Source organism: Bartonella saheliensis, assembly GCF_902162175.1.
In genome coordinates this window covers 1-23,309 of sequence record NZ_LR607202.1, presented here as the reverse complement: position 1 = coordinate 23,309, position 23,309 = coordinate 1, and the positions used below count along the sequence as shown (strand labels likewise).

Here is a 23,309-nt window from a genome sequence, read left to right as displayed (position 1 = left end):
TAAGAAAAACATAAAATTTGAGTAAAAAAGTTCAACAATAACTTTTAAAAACTTAATTCATATTTTTTTTGATGTTCTCTAGTTGTTTTTTTGCTTCAGAAGTAAGAACGGCTCTAATAGTAACAGAGCCATCATCATGTCCTTCCTGCTTTATTTCTGCAGAGTTTTCATAAAACCAATCAATAAGCGACATTTCATGAGGTTTTAAAAGATATTCAATATTTTTCACCTCTCCAAAAATTTGCTTTTCAATTGTTCTTAATAATTGATCGAGTCCATCTTCTTTAAGAGCTGATACCATGAGAGCAGGATTTAATCGTGTTTTTGCGCTCGTTTGTAAAACATTCAATGCTTGCTCATCTAACATATCAATCTTATTCCAAACTTCTATGATATGCTCTGTATCATCAGTATCGATATCAAGACTTGAAAGCACTTCTAAGACATCTTGGGCATGGGCTCGATGATCAAGATCAGACATATCTCTTACATGTAGAATAAGATCTGCCTCAACCACTTCTTCAAGGGTTGCTCTAAAAGCGGCAATCAAGTTTGTTGGCAAATTAGAGATAAAACCTACAGTATCAGACAAAAGAATCGTTTTTCCATGGGGAAGAACAACTTTACGCAAAGTCGGATCAAGCGTTGCAAATAACATATTCTTTGCTAAAACATCAGCACCGCTTAAACGGTTAAAAAGAGTTGATTTTCCTGTGTTCGTATATCCAACCAAAGCAACAACAGGATAGGATGTTTTTTTTCTTTTTGCTCTATGAAGTGTACGTGTTTTAATAACCGTTTCTAATTCGCGGCGAATACGAGTAATTTTTTCTTGTAAAAGACGTCTGTCTGCTTCAATTTGCGTTTCACCAGGTCCGCCTAGAAAACCGCGCCCTCCCCGTTGCCGTTCCAAGTGTGTCCAACTCCGCACAAGTCGCCCTTTTTGATAGGACAAATGTGCCAATTCTACTTGCAAAACACCTTCTTTTGTTCGTGCACGATCACCAAAAATCTCAAGAATCAAAGCCGTTCTATCAATAACTTTACAATTCCATAATTTTTCTAAATTACGCTGCTGCACTGGCGTTAAAAAATGATCTATAACCGCAAGCTCAATAGAATATTCATCGATATAATCGGCAAGCACATCTGCTTTACCTTTTCCAAAGAGAGTCGCAGGACGAGGTGTTGTAATATTAATTGTTTCATAATGAACAACTTCTAACCTTATAGCACGCGCTAACCCCAATGCCTCTTGAACGCGAGAAGACATAGAACACTCCCTCAAAGGGTTTTCTGTTCTATTCTCTTGAAAAATCGGTATCAAAACAAGTGTGCGCACTTGTTTTATAATTTGCGAAAATACTCCTCCTAATCTCTCATTTTCATTTATCATAGCAATCTAAGTACTTTAAAAATGGGATAAGAAGTTTATCTTAAAATGATGTGTTTACTCAGGACTTTCTCCTTCAAACATCTGTACAGGCTGTCCGGGCATAATTGTAGAAATAGCATGCTTATAAACCAATTGCGCGTGTCCATCTCGGCGCAAAAGGACACAAAAATTATCAAATGAAGTTACAATACCCGTGAGTTTAACGCCATTAACAAGAAAAATGGTAAGGGAAATTTTTTGCTTACGCACCGTATTTAAAAACACATCTTGCAGGTGTTGTGATCGCTCTGCCATTATTCTTACACCTTCATCTCGATTGCATAAAATATTCGTGCATGCATATCGACTGAAAAATATTCAATTGTCAACGTAGAAGCTTCAAATTTTAGCAACAAATAACTGAAATTAGAGAAAAAACCGCTCTTTAAAGCAATAATAAAGCATAGCTTATGAAAATCTATCGTTAAATTCAAAAATTTTTCACGTTTACTTTTTTATGAACTTACAGTTGAGAAACAAATTTTTATACATCCTAATCTATTAGAGATGATGTACGAGATAATGAACCCTTTCCTTTAGAATCAGTAAAAGTAAGCAGACAACAACATTTATTATCGAGTATCGATACTCAAAAATGCATTCGCACCACACTATTTTTTAACATTAATATATAATTGCCCTTAAATTGTCTTTATCTCACAAAAAATAAGTTAATAATTTTTTTTATAAACACAAGTTGTAAACAGTATTTTTGTCTTTTTGAGAATCAAATAATAAATTGTTTTTGTTGCATTTTATAACCTTCTTAAACAGAATATGAGTTACCACGTTAACTTTATTTTGATAAGTTTTTAATTTTTTTTCCTCGGCATATTCCTTTCTAAATAATTAACAGCTAGTATGCAAAAATTATGTGGAAGAGCACGTATCCCTTTTTCCGTTTGTAAGAGTACGAGGCGAGTATGGCACGCAGAACCAAATTGCAAACATTTGAAGTTGAAGTTGAAGAAGCCCTCACCAAAGCGATGAACTTTGATTTCGATGACACAGCATTTGAAACGATATCATCAAATAATTCTGAAAATATTGTTAATGTTGATGATTTGATTCAAAAAATTGCAATGGCAGAAGAAGAGTTTCTTGCTGAAAATGGTCCTTCAATTTTTGTTTCTAATATTCATGATGATGCTGTTATTGACAAATCCGTTGTTGGACAGCTTTTTGCTCCAAAACCTTCGTCTGATATTTCAGGGGGAACGGTTCACAATACGTTATTGCCAAAAAAACTTCTTCCTGCAAATGATGATATAACAAGCCCTGTAAATTTTGGACACTTAAGGCAACGTTCTTCCTCTCGAATCTATTGGTATACAACAGCGCTTAGTGCTTTATGGGCAACGGGGGGAGCTTTTATTGCGCATAAGCTTGCCCCTGCTGGACTCAGCTCCTTATCCAGTATTAGCACTTTTATAACATCCCCAACAGGACTTGCTGTAGCGGCCGGAACAGCAATTCCTATCCTTATATCTTGGGGCGTTGCTCAATTAACAAAACGCTCGAATGAATTGCATAATATTGCTCTTCTTATGACAAATGCTGCACAACGCCTTAGTGAGCCACAACAATTATCTGAAAAACAAGCTATTGCTATAGGGCAAACTATTCGTGAAGAAGTCGCGGCAATGAATGAAGGTATTGAACGTACTCTCGGACGTGCTGTTGAACTTGAAGCAATCATACAAGGTGAAGTTCACAACCTAGAACAAGCCTATGCTGAAAATGAATCACGCATTCATACACTCATCAAAGAATTGAGTAATGAACGCATAGCCATTTTAAATCACGCCGATCGTGTACAATCAACAATTAAAGGAACTCAAGAACAACTGAGTGATGAATTTGGCTTGGTTACCTCTAAAATTGTAACCAATGTTGAAAAGCTTGCACAAACTCTTTCTCAAACTTTACAAAAACAAGGTGAAGACCTTGTTGAAAAACTTTCCTATGCCGGTGATGGTGTAACAAATCAGCTTGTTGAAAAATTTAACAAAACAACAACACAAATTCAGCAGAAAAATACAGAATTTTTCAATGAATTAGGAAAAAACTTTGATAGTTTTGCAAAAAAATTTGATCATAATGAAAAACAAATAGAAAAAACCTTTAATGAAACAGCAACAAAAGCAGAAGTGCATGCTGCTAAAATTGCAACACATATACAAGCAGTAACAGATCAAACTTTGCACGTTGTCGATGAAAAGTTTAAAGTTTTAGATAAAGCTCTTCTTGATCGCAATAATCAATCTCTACAGAGTTTCGATGAGAAGATTTTAAAGCTTGACGACCAGGCACATAAACTCTCTTCTAAATTTGATAATGTAACCTCACAAGCAATTGGAGCCTTTGAACAACGTTTAGCAACTGTTGACCTCTCTCTTAAAAAACACAGTAACTCCATTATTGATTCCTTTATAGAACGCACTCAAGTTTTAGAGAATAATGCTGAAAAACTTGGTAACTTTTTGGAAGCTCATATCTTGAAAATAAATGAAAACCTCCAAGAAAAAACAACGGACATTACCCATGCATTTACAAATGGACGTGAAGCTATTTTGTCTGCTATTGATAAAAGTAAAGAAAATCTGAGAGAAGAAATTCAATATGTCGATAATGCCATTGTTGATATTATACAAGAACGTTCACAAGATTTTAAATTGCAACTTTCTGATCAACGAGCTGTCATGGCAGATATGCTTGATAACGAGAAGAATAAAATCACTGATGCATTAAGAAATCAGATTGATATCTTGGTCCAAAATACTTCTCATATTGAAAAAGTTTTGACTGACAATGCTCAACTCGTTGATAAACAAGCTGAAAATCATATTGAAAATATCATTCAATGCACTGGAAAACTACAAGAAGTCATTGTACAAAGCTGCAATACAACGCAAGATGCTTTAGAAGCTCAAGCAAGAAATATTGATATCCGTGCCGATGCTTTGCGCGACTCTTTAGCAATTAATAGCTTTTCTCTTAATGAAGTTCTTGCTGATCAAGCACGCACACTCGAGCAACGCATGGAAACAATCCATAACCTTATCGCAAAAAGTGATATACGTGTCGATGTTGCATTGAAACAGCAAATAGATTTAGTTGAGAGTGCAATTATCGCCAATAATAAAAACATTACTGAAACCGTTCAAGGTCATATTAAAAGCCTTGAAAGCCATGCCGAAATTTTAAAGAATACTCTCTCTCAATCGAGTGGTGTTCTCTTTGAAACCCTTGAAACGCGCATGGAATCGTTTGATACAAATTTAGAAGATTGTGCACATAAAATTTTTGCACGGACAACAACGCTAGAAGAAACATTATCTGAAAAATTTAGCCAAGTCTGTGAAGCTATTGATATACAAACATCTGTTATTGAGGAACGTTCTGACACGTTAAAAACGTCTCTCATGTTGAGTAATGAGCAAAGTCAGATAGTTCAACAAGCGCTGGAAAACAGTGTTGACAATTTGCGTATTAGCTTAGAAGATTCTGTTAATACAGTCACGGATAATCTGCATAATAAGATTATAAAAGCTTCTGATATTCTTTCTTCTACGGGTGAACAAATTCTCTCTTCTGTTACGAATGTTACCGCACAAGCTGAAAATATTCTTTCGGAGTCAGGCAATCGAATTGTATCAAACGTTAAGAAAACAGTTTATGATACCAGTGAAAAAGTTCTATCTGTTCTTTCTGAACAAACAGCGCATACTGTCGAAGCTTTCGCAACAGCCAGTCATAATGCACAAGCATTATTGAATGAAACAATTCACACATCAACAACAGCAATAGAGCAAGTTCTTAACGAACGTTGTGATGTTCTTCATCACTCTATACAAAATCTTAAAAATAATTTAGGTTATCAGCTCTCTGATGTAACAAACCGTCTGGAAGATGCAAAGAATCAGACAGCAACACAAATTTCAGAACATGTTGGAAAAATAACAGAGCTAACAAATCACTTAAATCAAGCAGCACAAAGTACAACAGAATCAATTGGTTCTTTAACACAGCATATCGGTGAACAACTCTCTCTCTCCACACAAGATGCTGAACAAAGAATTTATGCACATAATGAATCTTTAGTGAATAGCTTAAACAAAGCGAACTCTGAAACACTTCAAACAGTAACGGTGATGAAGGAAGAGCTTGTTAATAATGTTTCATCCATTTTACAGCAGTTAAATCAATCAATTTACAACTTTCAAGAAAATAATAATGTTTTATTATCAGCCGTTCAAAATATTGATGATCAGTTTAATGAAACTGCAAATAATTTTTTCCGCAATACGAACCAAGTAGCGGAGCGTTTATCAGCTTCAAATCAAGCTCTTAATAATAATGTTGAAATTCTACAAGGACTTTCAAACAACACCTTTGAACAAATTAATCATATAACGAGCAGTTTTGGTGAACATGCTAAAACACTTTCCCAAACTATTCACGTTCTCGAACAGTCTGAAAATTCATTGAGTGCAACGCTTGAAGAAAAACATAATACGCTTTCTGTATTAAGCGATGCCCTTGTTTCAAAGTCTCATGAAATTAATCAAATGATTGAGCATTATGAAAAAATATTCAACTTAGCCCTTGAACGCTCTGATAAGAATGCGCGTAACGCTACGGATTCATTCCAACAATCCCTTAATAGGCTTATTAGTGAAGCGTCAACGCGTTTTTCAGGAGCAGCAGAAGATATACGTCGCTCCGCGGATGAAGTTCGTTTAGAGCTTTCAAAGATTAATAATGATATTCATGAAAATGCTAAAAAGCTTCCTGAAAAAACAAAAGAAACAACGCAAACAATTCGTACAGCTTTGAATGAGCAAATTACGGCATTAAAAGATCTCATCAGTGTTATACAACATGATCAAAAGAGTGCAAAAGAACAGTTAATGTCGGCATTTTCTACTTCATCAGTGCTTAATAAGAGAAGTGAGAATTCTCCTGAGTTTATTAAAAAGATCATTCCTCCTAAACCTGTATTACAAGAAGATCAAAGCATAAAAAGACCCAATAAATGGGTGTCAAATCTCTTAGAAAGAGCTTCACGTGAAGAAACATTTTATGATGAAACCCCAAATGACGCTGTTTTAACATCAGTGCAAACAAAACCACGTTCTACAAACAATTCTCTTAACGCATTAGCATCAGGTATCGTGCAAGCAATTAATCACAATGCCATTGTTGAGTTATGGGATCATTATCAACGTGGACAAAAAAACATCGCAACAGAACGCCTTTATACTTTGAGTGGAAAAACAATATTTGAAATGATTAAGAAAAAATATATGAGCGATTTTGAATTTAAACGTTTAGTGAATCAATATGTTGCGGATTTCGAAAAGCTCTTACGTGATATATCGCATAGTTCTGGTTCTTCCAACTCAGTTCGCAAATACCTGATATCAGATACAGGAAAAGTTTATACCATGCTTGCTCATGCAAGTGGACGAATTCAATAGACAATAAGAAAAGTGGAGAAAATATTTTTCCACTTTTCTCTTTCAAGTTGCCTTAAGTGCTGATCATAGAGTACTTTGCGATTAACTGGAGCTTTGTACTTCAAAGGCTGAGATAATTGGTATACAGTTTTTATGATATTCTAAGCAATACCCCTAAAGAAACGTAAAGGCTATCAAATAACATATCATTCTAAAAATGAGAAAGCTTATAAGAAACATTTCTATCCCTTTCTTAGATGTTTTTTATACACATATTAATTTTGCTTTAAGTATGTAAGTAAATATTTTTTATTATAATAGATAGAATTGAAATGAATAAATCTTATTGTATTCAAATTTTCCATTCAGCATACAAATGATTTATCATTAGAGCACCGTGTTATACGGAATATACGAATCTAGGATAAAATGTGCAATTATAGATGACACAGCGATATCTTCTTTATTAAAGACTTGCTTGTCAATATATAGGAAATACCGCTCTAAAGAATTAAGAATTTCATTGAACAATAAAAAACATAACTTCCATTTTCAACGTTTCAATCTCCTTATAAAACAATTTATAATTTTCAAATTGTTTCTTCTACCTACGTATAGAAATTTATATAAAGTATATATTTTATATAAACTGGATAAAAATAATATGAAACACTCTTCTATTCTTTCCTTAATTTGTAAGCATTGCAAAAATAATAATGGCTTGGTAATGTGAGCATTATTAAATATTTTATTTGTTTATAGACTAATCAATTTTTACGCGTTTTATTAAGGATAAGAAAAACAAATGTGCTACTGTCAATGAAATTATTCATGCGTACAAATGAAAAGAAACATCAAACTGGTTTTACGATCCAGAAAAATTTGCTCATGCTCATGCATTTTGATATTCAGAGAAATGAGGATTTATTAGTGGACAAAACCTTATCGTAGATGAAACACTCATAATAAACACACTAACTTGGATATCATAAAAATGTCTAGAGAACGAAAGAGTAATTTCAGTTCACCAATGGCTGAACGTGACAGTGCCGCACTTTTTTATCACCAACATCCCAAACCTGGAAAATTAGAAATACAAGCAACAAAGCCTCTTGATAATCAACGTGATTTAGCTCTTGCTTATTCCCCAGGCGTTGCAGCACCATGTCTTGCAATTCATGAAGATCCCAATCTTGCTGCTCAATATACATCTCGTTCTAATTTAGTCGCTGTTATATCAAATGGAACAGCTGTTCTTGGTTTAGGAAACATTGGCCCACTTGCTGCAAAGCCAGTTATGGAAGGCAAAGCTGTTTTATTCAAAAAATTTGCCAATATTGATGTTTTTGATATTGAGATTGATGCATCCGATATAGAACAAATGGTACAAACGGTATCTACCTTAGAACCTACATTTGGTGGTATTAATCTTGAAGATATTAAAGCTCCTGAATGTTTTGAAATCGAAGAAAAGCTGCGCGCTAAGATGAATATTCCAGTTTTTCATGATGATCAACATGGAACGGCCATTATTGTTTCTGCTGCTGTATTAAACGCCTTAAATCTTTCAGGAAAAAAAATTGAAAATGCAAAAATAGTAACTTCAGGTGCAGGTGCTGCTGCCCTCGCTTGTCTTAATCTTTTGGTTCGTCTTGGAGCAAAAGTTGAAAATATTTGGCTTAGCGACTTAGAGGGGGTTGTTTATGAAGGTCGCCAAACCCTTATGGATCGTTGGAAAGTCAATTACGCACAAAAAACTGACGCACGAACTTTATCTGATATTATTGATGATGCAGATATTTTTTTAGGCTTATCAGCGGGGGGTGTTTTAAAGCCTGAATATCTTAAAAGAATGGCTCAAAATCCACTTATTTTAGCGCTGGCTAATCCAGTACCAGAAATTATGCCGGAAGAAGCACATTCTATACGCCCCGATGCGATGATCTGCACAGGGCGCTCTGATTATCCCAATCAAGTTAATAATGTCCTTTGTTTTCCCTATATCTTCCGTGGTGCATTAGACGTAGGTGCAACTGCAATTAATGAAGAAATGAAAATGGCTGCTGTTCATGCGATAGCTGCCCTTGCTCGTGAAGAAACTTCAGATGTTGTCGCACGTGCATACGCAAAAGAACCGCCCAATTTTGGACCAGATTATCTTATCCCCTCTCCTTTTGATCCGCGTTTAATCCTACGTATTGCTCCTGCTGTTGCTAAAGCAGCAATAGCAACGGGCGTTGCACTTCGTCCTATTGAAGATATGGAAGCCTACCATGATATCCTCAATCGATTTGTCTTTCTTTCTGGTTTAACAATGAAGCCTGTTTTTGCTGCTGCAAAAACAGCAAAACGTAAACGTGTCATCTATGCCAATGGTGAAGATGAACGCGTTCTTCGCGCAGCACAAGTTGTTATTGAAGAACAAACAGCAACACCTCTTCTTATCGGCCGTCCACATGTCGTAGAAGCAAGATTAAAGCGCTTTGGTTTGAAAATTCGACCTAATATAGATTTTGAATTAACAAATCCTGAAGATGATCCACGTTTTCGTGATTATGTTAATTTATTGTTTCATTATACAGGAAGACGTGGTGTTACGCCTGAAATGGCAAAAACGATAGTGAGAACATCAACAACCGCTATTGCTGCCCTTGCCGTCATGCGTGAAGAAGCAGATGCAATGATTTGCGGCTTAGAAGGGCGTTTTGAACGTCAACTTGAATTGATCGAACAAATTATAGGACTTGATCCTCATGTTCACCGTTTTTCTGCTATGAGTTTGCTTATCTCTCAACAGCGTACTCTTTTTCTCACAGATACTTACGTTAATGAAAATCCTTCTGCAGAAGAAATTGCTGAAATGACTGTATTAGCAGCCCAAGAAGTTGAAGCTTTTGGGATAACACCCAAAGCCGCTTTATTATCACACTCAAACTTTGGTTCTAAAAACACAGAAAGTGCGCGTAAAATGCGTCAAGCAACAGAAATTCTTGCAAAATTACACCCTCATTTAGAAGCAGATGGTGAAATGCATGGTGATGCAGCTCTTTCCAAAGTTTTTCGTGATCGTGTTTTTCCTGATTCTCGTCTTAAAAGTGAAGCAAATTTGCTTGTTTTTCCAACACTTGATTCAGCCAACATCACGCTTAATACCGTTAAAAGCCTTACAAATGCGCTTCATGTTGGTCCTATCTTAATAGGGGCAGCACGTCCCGCCCATATACTAACGCCTTCAGTAACTTCACGAGGCGTTGTTAATATAACAGCCCTTGCCGTCCTTGCAGCAAATAGAAAAAATAAGCTTGTAAAATAAATATGCAATAAAACTTCAAAGTTTTTTAAATATTGAGATATAGTATTTCACATACTGTAAAGCTCTTTTCTTTCTAGAAAAGACAGTTATATTCTGGATTAAGGCTTTTTTTTTAAAAGAAAAAAGGCTAGAAGAATGATATTAAATGTATTTTGAATTTTCTAACTCTATAATAAGGAATCCATACATTGCCTTCTACGTTTGATAAAGTTGCTGATATTATTGCAGAAATCAGTGAGATTGATCGCAATACAATCACACCCGAAAGTCATACAATTGATGATTTGGGAATCGACAGTCTTGATTTTCTTGATATTGTTTTCGCTATTGATAAAGCTTTCGGAATAAAAGTTCCCCTAGAACAATGGACGCAAGAAGTCAATGAAGGTACAGTTGCTACAGAAGAATACTTTGTTCTCAAAAACCTTTGTGCAAAAATTGATGATCTCGTTGCCTTAAAACAGGCGGAGTAATTTTTTCACTATGTATGATCAATCTGTATTCATCACTGGTATAGGTCTCATAAGCTCTCTGGGGGAAGGAACTGATCAACATTGGAAACTCTTAAATGATCCTATTTGTACACCAAACCTAGATTGTACAACTTTTTCGCCCTACACAGTTCATAAATTGCCTGAAATTGATTGGAATTTACAAATTCCTAAAAAAAGTGATCAACGGCAAATGGGAACATGGCAACGTCTTGGTACCTATGCAGCTGGTCTTGCTCTTGATGATGCCGGCATGAAAAATAATGAACAATTCACCTCAACAATGGACATGATCGTAGCAGCAAGTGGAGGAGAACGTGATATTACTGTCGATACGCAGATTCTTTCTAAAGCGCGTGCAGTCACAGATCATGCCTCTATGTTAAATGTTGCACTTTCAACCGAACTTCGTCCAACATTATTTTTGGCACAACTTTCAAATCTTCTAGCAGGAAATATTTCAATCGTTCATAAAGTTACTGGATCATCTCGCACATTTATGGGAGAAGAAGGCAGTGGACTTTCTTCACTTCAAATTGCTGTAGCCCGTATTAAATCAGGACAAAGTACCCATGCTCTTGTAGGAAGTTCCTATAATGCACAAAGTTATGATATGTTGTTGGCCCATGAACTTGGCGGGCTTCTAACCCATAATGGATGGAGCTCGGTGTGGGATCGTGAAATTCGCCCAGGTGGTGGTATTATCACCGGTTCTGGTGGTGTCTTTCTTGTTCTTGAAAGTGGTGAACATGCAAAAAAACGAAATGCACGTGCTTATGCTGAAATTAGCCAAATTATTACAGACCAAACAGATAGAACAAAAATGCCGCTTAAGGAATCAATTGCAACAATGTTAAAAGCAGTGGGCGCTAAGAATTCCTTAGCCATTTCAGCAGCATCAGGTGCTCACGAAGCAACAAAAGCAGAACAAAATGCTCTTGATGATGCCGATCTATCTTACCGAGGTATTACAACATTATTCGGTTATATGCGAGAAGCACAGTTTCCTTTAGCACTTGCCCTTGCAGCACTTTCAATTGAAAAAAAACGCTGTTTTCCAGCGTTATGTCCTCATGAAAAACCTTTTTCTAAAGAAGTCCATGAAATATTTGTTACCACTATTGGTATAAAAAGAGCTGAAGGTGTTGTGCGTCTTACGGCTGTTTGAAGGGGAATTTCTATTGTGAAATATCATGATCATTTTGGACGTCCACTTGTAGCCATAACTGGAGTTGGCGTTGTTACATCACTAGGACAAGGGAAACATGAAAATTGGCAAAAATTAATAAGCGGTATAAGCGGTATCCATAAAATAACGCGTTTTCCTGTTGAAGGATTAAATACATATATTGCTGGGACAATTGATTTTCTTAAAGAAAGTACGCTTGGTGCTTCGGCTCTTTCTGAAAAGCTTGCACATCTTTCTGCTGAAGAAGCTTTAAAACAAGCTGCTCTTGATAAAACAAGTTTTAATGGTCCACTCTTTTTAGCTGCGCCTCCTGTTGAGCTTGAATGGCAAGCACGTTTTAGTCTTGATCAAGAGGAAGAATTCAATAATGAGCCTTCTTATGCACATCTTCTTAGAATCTGTAAGCATAAACGCCATGAGGCACTTTTTGAAACCACACAATTTGGTGCCATTGCAGAAAAACTGCAAAAAACGTTTGGCACAAAGGGACTTCCTATTACACTTTCCACGGCTTGTGCATCTGGTGCAACAGCAATTCAATTAGGTGTTGAAGCTATTCGACGAGGCGAAACAAATCGCGCTCTTACCATTGCGACAGATGGATCCGTTTCAGCAGAATCTCTCATTCGCTTTTCATTACTCTCTGCTCTTTCCACTCAAAATGAACCTGCAGAAAAGGCAGCAAAACCTTTTAGCCGCGATCGAGATGGATTTGTTATGGCAGAAGGTTCTGGCGCTCTTGTTCTTGAATCTCTTCAAAGCGCATTAAACCGAAATGCTACAATTTTAGGAATTTTAGCGGGCTGTGGAGAAACAGCCGATGATTTTCACCGTACACGTTCAAAACCCGATGCATCACCAGCCATTGGATCCGTTCGCAAAGCCTTAAATGATGCACAAATAGCCATCCATGAAATTGACTATATTAATGCCCATGGAACTTCAACGCCTGAAAATGAGAAAATGGAATATCTAGCGTTATCGACAGTCTTCGGTGACATTCTAGAACATATTCCTGTTTCTTCTAATAAATCAATGATTGGGCATACCTTAACGGCTGCTGGTGCCATAGAAGCTGTTTTTTCGCTTTTAACTATTCAATCGGGAATACTTCCACCTACAATAAATTACGATAATCCTGACCCTGCTATCCCTTTAGACGTTGTTCCTCATCATAGCCGTAAAGCCAATGTCAATGCGGTTTTGTCAAACTCATTTGGATTTGGTGGTCAAAATACGAGTCTTGTTCTCACAGCCTATAAAGGATAATCTTTTCCATACTGACCAAAGTTAATCATACTGAAGCAATAGCAATTATCAATTGAAGGGGAATAATAATGCGTGCGCTACAATTGCTAAATGAACGTCAGCTTGAAATTACTAATATTTCCTCACCACCTTCACCTAAACCAGATGAAGTAACAGTGCGGATCAAAGCCGTTGCTCTTAATCATATTGATGTATGGGGCTGGCGTGGGATGGCTTTCGCGAAAAGAAAAATGCCCCTTATCATTGGTGCAGAAGCTTCCGGTGAGGTTATACAAGTAGGAGATGACGTTGAACATCTTCAACTTGGACAGATTGTTTCAATTTATGGAGCACAAACCTGCGGGGTATGCCAAGCTTGTCATGAAGGACGGGATAATCTTTGCACGGATGTAAAAGGAGTCTATGGTTTTCATCTTGATGGTTTTGCTTGTGAATTTGTCAATCTACCCGCACGTTTATTGGTTCCAGCCCCTCCCCAATGTGATGAACTCCAAGCCGCTGTTGCTCCAATTACTTTTGGTACCGTAGAACATATGCTTTTCGATAATGCAAAACTACAAACAGGAGAAACAATCCTGATACAAGCTGGTGGTTCCGGTATTGGCTCTGCTGCCATTCAACTTGCAAAACATATAGGATGTACCGTTATCACGACGGTAGGTTCAGATGAAAAAATTGCAAAAGCACAGTCTCTTGGAGCAGATCATGTGATTAATTATCGTAAAGATCGTTTTGAAGGTGTGGTGCGCAAATTAACCCAAAAAAAAGGTGTTGACGTTGTTTTTGAGCATGTTGGAGTCGATACATGGAACGGTTCTTTATTGTGTATGAAAAAGGGAGCACGCTTAGTAACTTGCGGTTCTACCTCTGGTGTTTCAGCATCAATAAATCTTATGCAATTATTTCAGCAACAACTGAAGATATTCGGTTCATTTGGCTGCCGTATGGAAAATATGAAAAATGCCATGCAAAAAATGGCACAAAAAGCCGTACATCCTGTCATTGATACAATTGTTGCTCTTGATGAAATTGGTACAGCTTTAAAACGAATGGAGAGCCGTGATATTTTTGGTAAAATTATTCTTAAAATAAATTAAATCATGATGAAGTTTTTTCTTAAAAATCTTATATATCGTATTAAAGTTATAGCTAAAAAGATATCCGACTTGTTATGGGCATATCTGCTTTTCGGTTCTTTATTTATTCTAAAATGCTTTCCAGCCAAAATGGGAATTTCTTTTTTTTCTTGGTTGGCAAAAAAAATCGGTCCCTTCGTACAGCGGCATCAAATAACCCTTGCAAACCTCAAGAATGCATATCCAGAAAAAACAGAGCAAGAACACTACGCGATTGCAATCGAAATGTGGGAGAATATAGGACGCTTCTTAGCCGAATATATTTTTCTTGATAAAATTTTTGATTTTGATCCTCATGCGGAAGAGCCAGGTTTTATTGAAGTTAAAGGAATTGAAATCTTTGAACGATTAAAAGAAGAAAAAAAGCCCCATATTTTTTTCACAGCGCATACTGGAAATTTTGAACTTCTGCCTATTTGTGCACAAAGTTTTGATCTGAATGTTACGGTCTTATTTAGACCCCCCAATAATCCTTATGTCGCCAAACGAGTCCTTAAAGCACGACAAACTTCTATGGGACATCTTGTTCCCTCAAAAGCTGGTGCAGCATGGACATTAGCAGGAAAATTAGCAGAAGGTGAAAATGTTGGTATGCTCGTTGATCAAAAATTTCGCCGTGGTATCATGGGAACATTTTTTAACAGACCTCTTAAAACAAATCCCTTAATTATAAAGCTTGCACGACAATATAACTGTGATATTTACCCAGCACGTTGTATTCGTCTGCCTGGAGGACGTCATCGTTTAGAATTATATGAACGTGTAGAACTTCCATGTGATGAAAAAAATGATATCGATATCGTTGCTTCTACGCAAAAATTAAATGATATTGTTGAAAATTGGGTTCGTGAATATCCCGGACAATGGATGTGGTTACATAGACGTTGGGACATCTAACATAAGCTTTATCGCTTACAGAGAAAGTACAAATGTTAGCCTCAAAAAATATCAAAGATCTCACCGCAATTATCACTGCTTTACGCAATCCTGATAATGGTTGTCCCTGGCATAAAAAACAAACTTCTAAATCCCTCATACCCTATATGCTGGAAGAATCTTACGAAGTCATTGACGCCATTGAACGAAAAAAACCTAAAGATCTCTGTGAAGAACTTGGGGATCTTCTTTTACAGGTTGTTTATCATGCTACCATTGCACAAGAAGAAGGTAGCTTTACTTTTGAAGATGTCGTTTATGCAATTACGGAAAAAATGATTCGACGCCATCCTCACGTTTTCGGAAATGCCGAGCAAAAAAAACGAGGGTTTATAAAAGAAGAGTGGGAATATATAAAAAAAGAAGAACAGGCTAAACGAGAGAATTTGAGTAAAGAAAAAAACAAAAATTCAAGTATTCTTGCAAAAGTAAAACCGATCCAGCCAGCAGAGCAAGAGGCTTTTGCTTTACAAGAAGAAGCAGCTAGAGTGGGTTTTGATTGGCAAGAAAGTGATAAAGTTTTTGCAAAAATAGAAGAAGAACTAGAAGAACTCAAAGAAGCCATCAAAAATAAAAAAAAATTAGAAATAGAGGCAGAATTTGGAGACCTCTATTTTATTCTTCTTAATCTCGCACGCCACTTAGCAATTGATTCACAAAAAGCGTTAAAAAAGACAAATATAAAATTCCGAAATCGTTTTGCCTATATTGAAGAAAAATTATCCACTCAATCTAAAACACTCACTGACGCATCCTTAAATGAAATGGAAGAACTTTGGAAGCAAGCTAAAAATGAACAATAAAAAATATCAGATTTATTCTCTCAAAAGAACAAGACTCCTAAAATTTCTCAATAATAATTGCTTTAGGCTTGGATAATTTCACGAAGCGCGATTCGTTTTATATTGATCTTGGGAAACAGGACGAAGTTCTACCGACTCGCCACACCCACATGCTGAAACTTGATTAGGATTTTTAAAAACAAAGCCAGAGCGAAGCGTTGTTACTTCATAATCCATCTGTGTTCCTAACAAAAATAACACCGCATCATGCGCAATAAAGACACGAGCACCATTAACTTCAACAACATCCGCATCTATTCTCTCTTCTTTGACAAGGGTAATTGTATATTCCATCCCTGCACAACCGCCTTTTTTGATCCCAATAAGAATACCTCGTGCATCTTTTGCATCCATAATCGCTTTAACGCGATTCACAGCAGCTTGTGTTAAACTTATTACCGAAAAACGACTCATCGTTTACTCTTTTCTTGGCTCAATAGACACTTTAAACATTTTTTCCCTACCATATTCTATCTGGTGGTATTTTAGAAGAAAAACAACAAGACATAAATTAAAACACCCTCCCCTTTTTATTGAGATAAAAATTTATTAGGATAGAAATACACCCTCATAAAATAAGATTTTTGATTGTACAATCCAGAATTTACAATTTTTTATCCTCATAAAAACACAAAATACCTCTGCTATAAAAACTCTAAATGAAAGAAAATATTTCAATGCTATACATTCAATTTCAAAGTTTTAAAAACATTCATTTTTATGACCTATAAGATAAGGAAACTTATGGGCATTCCTCTCCTTCCCCGATACCCTTAAAATCACAAATCTTCTCTCGTCTCAATCTGCAAAAAGAATTAAATCTATAAAGCTATTAATCATAGAGCTCAAATTTTAACGATAACAAAAAACTTTATAGATTCGTGACTTAATCTTGAACAAATAACAATCTATTGGTGAGAAAAATTCTTCACTTACAAAAGTTGTAAGTGTAAGAGCTTTTTAGATTTTGTTCTGTTTATTTTTTCTCTTGCCTTTAAAGAAACAGTCATTTAATCGTTTTACACAGACTCGGAGCGTAGCGCAGCTTGGTAGCGCACTTGACTGGGGGTCAAGGGGTCGTGGGTTCAAATCCCGCCGCTCCGACCATTTTTCAAACGCTATAAAATATAGCTTATTTTAAAATTTTTCATTTCAATTGCACATCCATGATTTTTTTCTCCAACATGAAACGATATACAATAATAAACGATGTGCAATAAACTTTTATCATCAATTTAAAAGAGAGCGTTTTTATGAGAATCATCTTCATTCTCACGAGAACATACAGGAAACGCGAGACCTTTGCCTCGCGTTACATTATCTTTAAAAACTTATAATTATTTACTTTTCATATTTTCTAAATTTTCTTTATGCGACAATGCTGCTGTTATCATTTTCTGTAATGGATGGTGATGTTTGCACAGTTATTTTTTTGGGTTTTAATTCAGCTGGCATTTCCCTTTTTAGCTGAATATGAAGAAGACCATCCCCAAGCTCTGCTCCAATAACCTTTACATGATCAGCTAAATGAAAACGTCGTTCAAAAGCACGCGACGCAATACCTCGATAAAGAAACTCTCGTTCTTCATCATCCTTTTCATGTTTTTTATCTCCCTTAACGATCAGCTGATTACAATGCGTTTCAATATCAATTTCATCTTGAGAAAAACCTGCAACAGCCATAGAAATTCTATAAGAATCTTCAGTTAAACGTTCAATATTATAAGGGGGATAAGAAGAAATTTCTTCTGGTTGTGTTCTTGAATCAAACCAGTTAAAAAGATGATCAAAACCTACTGTGGAACGATAAAATGGTGAAAAGTCTACTTGACGCATAATACTGCCCTCCTCTAGAGCGACTAAAATTTATAATTGATTCACAAAATTCCCAAATGGCAAACTTACTTGTAAATCCATGGACCCATCATGGCGACCACATTGTATTATCTGGTAATCGTTTTCTCTTATTTCAACTCTTTTATAGCTGAATTGATAAAAACTATCTAAAAAACAACTTACCCCTTTCTTAATCCTTCTTCATCATTACATAAATATCAAAGTCCTCTCATTATTTCACGTTAAACTCGGTGGCAAATACACTTAAAGGATTTCAATTGAAAACACCTCTTTATCCTATAGACTGGAGCTCCACTCCTCCTAATATCCATCATGGTACCCTTAAAATAGCAATAGATCGCGAAATTCGTTTTGCAACAACATATCCTGAGGTAAAACAATCTAAGGGAACAATTGTTATTCTTGAAAACAATATAAATGCTTTAGAAACATATTTTTTACCCATAAATGAAATTTCTAAACGCGGTTTTCATACAGCAATATTCGACTGGTTTGATCAAAAAAAAATATCCCTCACAACAAGAAAAAAAAACCGTCATTATTACTTTGATATAAATAATGATATTAATGACTTATATGAATTTCTTAAAAATATTGTTTATCCTACTTGTCCTCCCCCTTACTCTATGCTCGCCTATGGTATGGGGGGATTGATCGCCCTTAGCGGCTTAGATATCATTAATCATCAGTTTAACAGATTGCTCTGTATTTCTCCCCTTTTAGCTCCATTTGGTAATAAAACGAACGGTTTTCAACATAAAATAGCACAACTTCTTTCTGATATAGGCCTTGGTTTTATACCAGTAAAAAACGGAAAAAAGTTTAAAAAAATAAATATAAAAAATATACAGTTAGAGCACATGCATCAAGGGCTATTCCATTCCATTAAGCCCCCAACATCCCGATGGATGGCTTCGGTATTTAATGCGATTAATTCTGTGAAGAAAAATATAGGTCACGGACATTTACAAATCCCAACACTTTTTATTCTCGCCAATCAAAATAATCTTGCCAACAACATTGAAGTACGGGAATTATGCCAACACACCCATCTGATAGAAAGTATTACTATTACAGGCGCTGAACTTGATACAATTATGTACAACGAAGATTATAAAAAACAATTTTGGGCAGCATTTGATGCATTTATCTGCGATAATGCATCTATAAAATAATACAAAGCCTTAACTTCTACTTCTTTCCACCAAAAGCAAAAATTTCCATGAGCAACATGCTTTATAATGGATTCCATTTTCTAACCACTTATATGATTTGTTTTATAGCTTTTATAAGCAACCCATGAAACAAATATTCATAACAAAAATAACGAATGTGTAATTTACATTATCATATCAAACGATAACAGTATTATAACCATTATAAATAATTCAATAAAATAACTATAACAAACTTATTTTAGTATATGATGATAAATCTCTTAATAAATAAGAAATCAAAATACTAATCTTGATATATAAAAAGCTCTGAAAATAAAAATTATTTATAACATTTTTTTGCTAGTTTTTATAAAATAAATAACTATAAAAATTCTATTTTTTAAGATAACCTTTTAAAAACAATAAATTAACATAATATTCTCCTAATTTTCTAATATAAGGTCTCCCTACAGTAACGACTTTTATAATTTTTTAATGGAGTTCTGGTAAAAAACAGACAAATTAAAAGAAAAAATAGCAATGAATCATTTTAAAAATTTTAGATCATTCCTTCTTTTTTTAATCACATATATTCCGAATTTAACCAACTCACAACGAATATGTTGTATTTTGAATAAGAATAAAGAATTAACCATTTTGCCATTCATTTCAATTACGAGTATTTTACCATCTTTTTTATAAATATTCTATATTGTATAATTGGTGTGGCAAAACTCTTACAAATGGAGCCATTGGAACACAATCATGAAACGAATCCTGCTCGCAGAAGATGATAACGATATGCGTCGCTTTCTCGTAAAAGCCCTAGAACGTGCAGGCTATGAAGTTGCCGATTTCGATAATGGTATTAGCGCATACGAACGTTTACAAGAAGAACCATTTTCTCTTCTCCTGACTGACATTGTGATGCCAGAGATGGACGGAATCGAACTGGCACGACGCGCTACTGAGATTGACCCTGACTTACGAGTTATGTTCATTACAGGTTTTGCAGCGGTTGCACTCAATTCAAATAGTGATGCTCCTCCCGATGCAAAAGTTCTTTCTAAGCCATTTCACTTACGTGAACTTGTCAATGAAGTTGAAAAGATCCTTATTGCTGCTTAAAAGGATGTTTTTCTAAATTATTTGTATCAGTTGTTAAGAGAAAATGAAATTAAGCATTGACGTTTGTCATTCTATATGGTGTATGCAACATCAATGAATGGGCGTGTAGCTCAGCGGGAGAGCACTACGTTGACATCGTAGGGGTCACAGGTTCAATCCCTGTCACGCCCACCATTGCATTTTGTATCACTAATAAGCTATTAATTTCTCATACCTTTTTTACAGTGAGGGATAAATAAAAGTTAGGGAATAGGATTTTGCAACATGACTCTATAAAGAGAATACCTCATGGAGCGATTCTAACAGTTCTTTGGAGTCTGCTGAAGTGTCTTAGTGTAAGCCATTTAAAAGCATCACAAATACGGAAACAGTTTTAGTTGCGACAACTTAGAAGGCTTTACTGTAAAATTCTTTCGACAAACTTCTACTGCTTTTCTAAAAGACGTTATCTACCTTCTGATCTATCATCCATTTTTTTGATTCTTTTTTCTCTATTAACGGAACATCTGTTATCAAAATAGTTAGATATAACAATAGTCTCTTCAGTGCGTAAAACACTTGCTTTTTAGAGCAGTATTTTAAGCTTACCAATAACAAATTATCATGAAATATTAAAAAGAGTAAAAAATACGATAAAAGCGATTTTTTATTTGCTCAACTCATTATTTATAATCATATTTTATTATTTGACATGTTAAATAAGAAATCCCAATCTTGTAAAATACTCTTATTTCAAACTTCTCCCGTATTAAATCAATCAAAACTATTCCTCTTGCACATCACAAGAAGGATTGGCATGTAGATAAAAATTATACAAGAAAGCATAAAATACCTATAATGATCTAAAAAGCTAAGGTTTATAGCAATATTGGCAGCTAACAAATAGGCAAAATATACGATATACTAGCTTGTTCTTTCATCGGCATAAAGATGATGGTACTTAATGGATTCAGCCATTACATCATTCACGGGCATTAGCGTAAAATAAGACTTTTGAGAGTTTTAAAAGTTATTTCTTTAAAAGAATCGCATAAATTGTAATACAATAGCACTCTCTTCTTTGCACGATCTTTCTATTAAAAAAGTATCTTATCTATGCAGGCATACACAGCCTTTTTTATATAAAAAGAACTCTAAAATCGTAACATATTATAAGGCTCAGCTTTCAAGACAAGAAGACACCCTTTATCCTCAAGGATATATTTCTAAACCCTCATCATAAACAGATCTATTTTTATGCTTCAGTATTCCATAAAACATTTCTAAACGAAATCTATCATGCCTTGAAAACCAATATCTTACCAAAATATCACACTGAAAAACTTAGTAATATTATTCATAAAAAAATTTAAATTAGGCATTTTTGCAATTTTATCGGCATTAGCCGTAATGTTTAAGACACAACTAAGAAATAGCACATTCATTTTTAGAAAAATGAAAAGAAGCATCTAAAAGAACGTTTTAGAAAACAGTTTTCTAAAGCATGAAATGCAGCTGCATTAAAATAGAATCAGCAATACGTGGCAAGAAAATAGGAGAGCAGGTATAGCCAACACTCATGGAAGTACTTTGCTAATAATTTTGTGTTGTTAAGGTTGGCATTCTGGTTTATCTTTATATTTTTGACAATAAGCACTCTTTAAACGTCTCTCGACGCTGCGCTTCGGAATAACAGCACCAGGAACACATATAGGAAGATCTTCGGCATTATAATTATGACACCGGTCTCTCAATCCAACCTGAAAGAGTCTATGATAAAAGCCTGACTTCACAAGATACATACGAACCGCAGTATTTGCATTCATGCTTAAGCCTTCTGAGTCCACTTAATAGTTTTATGACGTGTTTCATTTTTTCCTCCATGATTTACTTGCATTAATTTGTATACTGTTATGCACACCATAATCGTTTTGACATGCTTGACTCGCATTTCCATAACAAAGATGAGGACTAGGGTAACCAAATAGTACTTTCTCTATCTCTTTCAGTGCATTTCTACCAGGAGGTTTTTGATAAAAAGTAGCAGGATTGCCACCGATCACAACACCAAAAATATCATCTGTGCGGCTTTCCAACTCAATAGAGGTTTGTTTGCCATCTCTCAAATACCTTCCTTAATAGACCGGCTGCAGCTAAAACATTAAAGGTAAAACGTTCACATCATGGGCTGCCGAGACATTAATATTTTCTCGTGCATTAAAATCAGAGCTAACCACGTTCACATCTTCTTTTGTAGCGGTGATGGTGATATTTTTCCCATTGAACGAAGAGCCTTGATGTTCAAAACTTTCTTCATTCTCTGTCTTTCCCTCACTCCCGTAGATTGAGACAAAGCCCTTGCCTAAGCCCACACCAAAACCGGTTTCATGGGGTTCTGAATGGCTCTTATGATGGTCTGTCATGCCATTAATCGTTACATTTTCTGCTGTAACATTGATATTTTCATTGGCAATCATATGAGAAGCGGTAATCGTGGCATCTTTTTTTGCTTGTAAATCAATATTGCCCGTCGCCCCAAGAATAGAGGAAACCGTTGTGGTATGGGATTCAGCATTCTCGGAAGATTTGCTACTCAAAAAGCCACTTTCTGACGATTGTGCTTGCTGGTCGTCGTGTTCTTGTGCACCTTTGATGGTAATATTGCGTAATTTTGCATCTAAATACAGCTACAAAAATGTATTTTGTCCTCTTCCCCTTGTGATAAAAATTGGCCTTGTATCGATATTATTAACATTATAACAAAAATTCGCAAAAAACAGTCAATAAAACTATAAAAAAGTAAACTTTCTCTATGCTTTTTTGATAGCCATAACAGAATCGTAAAAAATGGTTACAGGATCATGTTTTTTTTAGATTGACCCTTTATAAGATTTTATTGTGATATCTTTCTGCTTCTTTATTAAAGCTTTTGCAAACACAATGATCCAATGACTTGTTATCTGCTATTTTCTACCAGCGCCAATTCTCTTTGAAGAAATGATAATAAAAATAAAAAAACTCCTCCTCTTTAGTAATAAGAGCAATATCCTTTTAGAGGACGCTGCCTTTCTTTATAAGGGAATGCACAAAAATTTCACCTTCGCTTCTAAAAGAC

General features: G+C 35.3%; 16 protein-coding genes, 2 tRNA genes and 1 pseudogene. 12 read left to right on the top strand and 7 right to left on the bottom strand.

From position 1 onward, the window contains the following. Positions 1–52 precede the first annotated feature (52 nt). Positions 53–1,396 (bottom strand): GTPase HflX, encoded by a 1,344-nt coding sequence (hflX, locus tag FS875_RS04115; RefSeq protein WP_144753419.1) that lies wholly within the window; start codon positions 1,394–1,396, stop codon positions 53–55. 54 nt (positions 1,397–1,450) lie between these two features. After that, complete coding sequence (gene hfq, locus FS875_RS04110) at positions 1,451–1,690, bottom strand: RNA chaperone Hfq (RefSeq protein ID WP_005773461.1); 240 nt, start codon at positions 1,688–1,690, stop codon at positions 1,451–1,453. A gap of 668 nt (positions 1,691–2,358) precedes the next feature. On the opposite strand from hfq, the gene FS875_RS04105 reads away from it, so the two are divergent. From FS875_RS04105 to mazG, 8 genes are all read left to right on the top strand, one after another. Next, positions 2,359–6,918 carry a rhoptry family protein gene (locus FS875_RS04105; protein ID WP_144753416.1) on the top strand — a complete coding sequence of 1,520 codons (4,560 nt, stop codon included), beginning with the start codon at positions 2,359–2,361 and terminating at the stop codon, positions 6,916–6,918. A gap of 973 nt (positions 6,919–7,891) precedes the next feature. Next, complete coding sequence (locus FS875_RS04100; RefSeq protein WP_144753413.1) at positions 7,892–10,210, top strand: NADP-dependent malic enzyme; 2,319 nt, start codon at positions 7,892–7,894, stop codon at positions 10,208–10,210. Between the two features lie 188 nt (positions 10,211–10,398). Next, complete coding sequence (locus FS875_RS04095) at positions 10,399–10,683, top strand: acyl carrier protein (RefSeq protein WP_005773457.1); 285 nt, start codon at positions 10,399–10,401, stop codon at positions 10,681–10,683. Positions 10,684–10,693: 10 nt separating this feature from the next. Beyond that, complete coding sequence (locus tag FS875_RS04090) at positions 10,694–11,869, top strand: beta-ketoacyl-ACP synthase (RefSeq protein WP_144753410.1); 1,176 nt, start codon at positions 10,694–10,696, stop codon at positions 11,867–11,869. Positions 11,870–11,884: 15 nt separating this feature from the next. Then, complete coding sequence (locus FS875_RS04085; protein WP_144753407.1) at positions 11,885–13,159, top strand: beta-ketoacyl-ACP synthase; 1,275 nt, start codon at positions 11,885–11,887, stop codon at positions 13,157–13,159. Positions 13,160–13,227: 68 nt separating this feature from the next. Beyond that, positions 13,228–14,256, top strand: a complete 1,029-nt coding sequence (locus FS875_RS04080) for a zinc-binding dehydrogenase (RefSeq protein WP_144753404.1) — start codon at positions 13,228–13,230, stop codon at positions 14,254–14,256. Positions 14,257–14,262: 6 nt separating this feature from the next. Then, positions 14,263–15,192, top strand: a complete 930-nt coding sequence (locus FS875_RS04075; protein WP_144753564.1) for a lipid A biosynthesis lauroyl acyltransferase — start codon at positions 14,263–14,265, stop codon at positions 15,190–15,192. Positions 15,193–15,224: 32 nt separating this feature from the next. After that, positions 15,225–16,034, top strand: coding sequence for a nucleoside triphosphate pyrophosphohydrolase (gene mazG / locus FS875_RS04070; protein WP_144753401.1), 810 nt, complete (start codon positions 15,225–15,227; stop codon positions 16,032–16,034). Between the two features lie 78 nt (positions 16,035–16,112). Here the strand turns inward: mazG and FS875_RS04065 are convergent, their stop codons facing one another. Next, complete coding sequence (locus FS875_RS04065) at positions 16,113–16,487, bottom strand: iron-sulfur cluster assembly accessory protein (RefSeq protein ID WP_144753398.1); 375 nt, start codon at positions 16,485–16,487, stop codon at positions 16,113–16,115. A gap of 616 nt (positions 16,488–17,103) precedes the next feature. On the opposite strand from FS875_RS04065, the gene FS875_RS04060 reads away from it, so the two are divergent. Then, positions 17,104–17,180, top strand: a tRNA-Pro gene (locus tag FS875_RS04060). A 261-nt stretch (positions 17,181–17,441) separates the two neighbouring features. Here FS875_RS04060 and FS875_RS04055 read toward each other — a convergent pair. Further along, positions 17,442–17,909, bottom strand: a complete 468-nt coding sequence (locus tag FS875_RS04055) for an Hsp20 family protein (RefSeq protein WP_144753395.1) — start codon at positions 17,907–17,909, stop codon at positions 17,442–17,444. 278 nt (positions 17,910–18,187) lie between these two features. Between FS875_RS04055 and FS875_RS04050 the strand changes: the two genes are divergently transcribed. The 3 genes from FS875_RS04050 to FS875_RS04040 all read left to right on the top strand — a co-directional run bounded on the left by FS875_RS04050 (position 18,188) and on the right by FS875_RS04040 (position 20,389). After that, positions 18,188–19,105: a serine aminopeptidase domain-containing protein gene (locus FS875_RS04050; protein ID WP_144753392.1), complete on the top strand. Its 918-nt coding sequence runs from the start codon at positions 18,188–18,190 to the stop codon at positions 19,103–19,105. Positions 19,106–19,852: 747 nt separating this feature from the next. Then, positions 19,853–20,215 carry a cell cycle two-component system response regulator CpdR gene (gene cpdR / locus FS875_RS04045; RefSeq protein WP_005773448.1) on the top strand — a complete coding sequence of 121 codons (363 nt, stop codon included), beginning with the start codon at positions 19,853–19,855 and terminating at the stop codon, positions 20,213–20,215. Between the two features lie 99 nt (positions 20,216–20,314). Further along, positions 20,315–20,389: transfer RNA gene (locus FS875_RS04040), tRNA-Val, on the top strand. Between the two features lie 1,415 nt (positions 20,390–21,804). Here FS875_RS04040 and FS875_RS04035 read toward each other — a convergent pair. The 3 genes and pseudogenes from FS875_RS04035 to FS875_RS04025 all read right to left on the bottom strand — a co-directional run. Then, positions 21,805–22,020 carry a hypothetical protein gene (locus FS875_RS04035; RefSeq protein ID WP_246067848.1) on the bottom strand — a complete coding sequence of 72 codons (216 nt, stop codon included), beginning with the start codon at positions 22,018–22,020 and terminating at the stop codon, positions 21,805–21,807. Positions 22,021–22,062: 42 nt separating this feature from the next. Further along, positions 22,063–22,320, bottom strand: coding sequence for a hypothetical protein (locus FS875_RS04030; RefSeq protein WP_144753389.1), 258 nt, complete (start codon positions 22,318–22,320; stop codon positions 22,063–22,065). 42 nt (positions 22,321–22,362) lie between these two features. Next, a pseudogene (locus FS875_RS04025) lies at positions 22,363–22,857 on the bottom strand (hemagglutinin repeat-containing protein); the annotation flags it as partial. Positions 22,858–23,309: the final 452 nt, after the last annotated feature.

Coding starts and splice junctions, on each gene's coding strand:
- hflX (WP_144753419.1), bottom strand. CDS start 1,396: ATGATAAATGAAAATGAGAGATTAGGAGGAGTATTTTCGCAAATTATA.
- hfq (WP_005773461.1), bottom strand. CDS start 1,690: ATGGCAGAGCGATCACAACACCTGCAAGATGTGTTTTTAAATACGGTG.
- FS875_RS04105 (WP_144753416.1), top strand. CDS start 2,359: ATGGCACGCAGAACCAAATTGCAAACATTTGAAGTTGAAGTTGAAGAA.
- FS875_RS04100 (WP_144753413.1), top strand. CDS start 7,892: ATGTCTAGAGAACGAAAGAGTAATTTCAGTTCACCAATGGCTGAACGT.
- FS875_RS04090 (WP_144753410.1), top strand. CDS start 10,694: ATGTATGATCAATCTGTATTCATCACTGGTATAGGTCTCATAAGCTCT.
- FS875_RS04080 (WP_144753404.1), top strand. CDS start 13,228: ATGCGTGCGCTACAATTGCTAAATGAACGTCAGCTTGAAATTACTAAT.
- FS875_RS04075 (WP_144753564.1), top strand. CDS start 14,263: ATGAAGTTTTTTCTTAAAAATCTTATATATCGTATTAAAGTTATAGCT.
- mazG (WP_144753401.1), top strand. CDS start 15,225: ATGTTAGCCTCAAAAAATATCAAAGATCTCACCGCAATTATCACTGCT.
- FS875_RS04065 (WP_144753398.1), bottom strand. CDS start 16,487: ATGAGTCGTTTTTCGGTAATAAGTTTAACACAAGCTGCTGTGAATCGC.
- FS875_RS04055 (WP_144753395.1), bottom strand. CDS start 17,909: ATGCGTCAAGTAGACTTTTCACCATTTTATCGTTCCACAGTAGGTTTT.
- cpdR (WP_005773448.1), top strand. CDS start 19,853: ATGAAACGAATCCTGCTCGCAGAAGATGATAACGATATGCGTCGCTTT.
- FS875_RS04035 (WP_246067848.1), bottom strand. CDS start 22,020: ATGAATGCAAATACTGCGGTTCGTATGTATCTTGTGAAGTCAGGCTTT.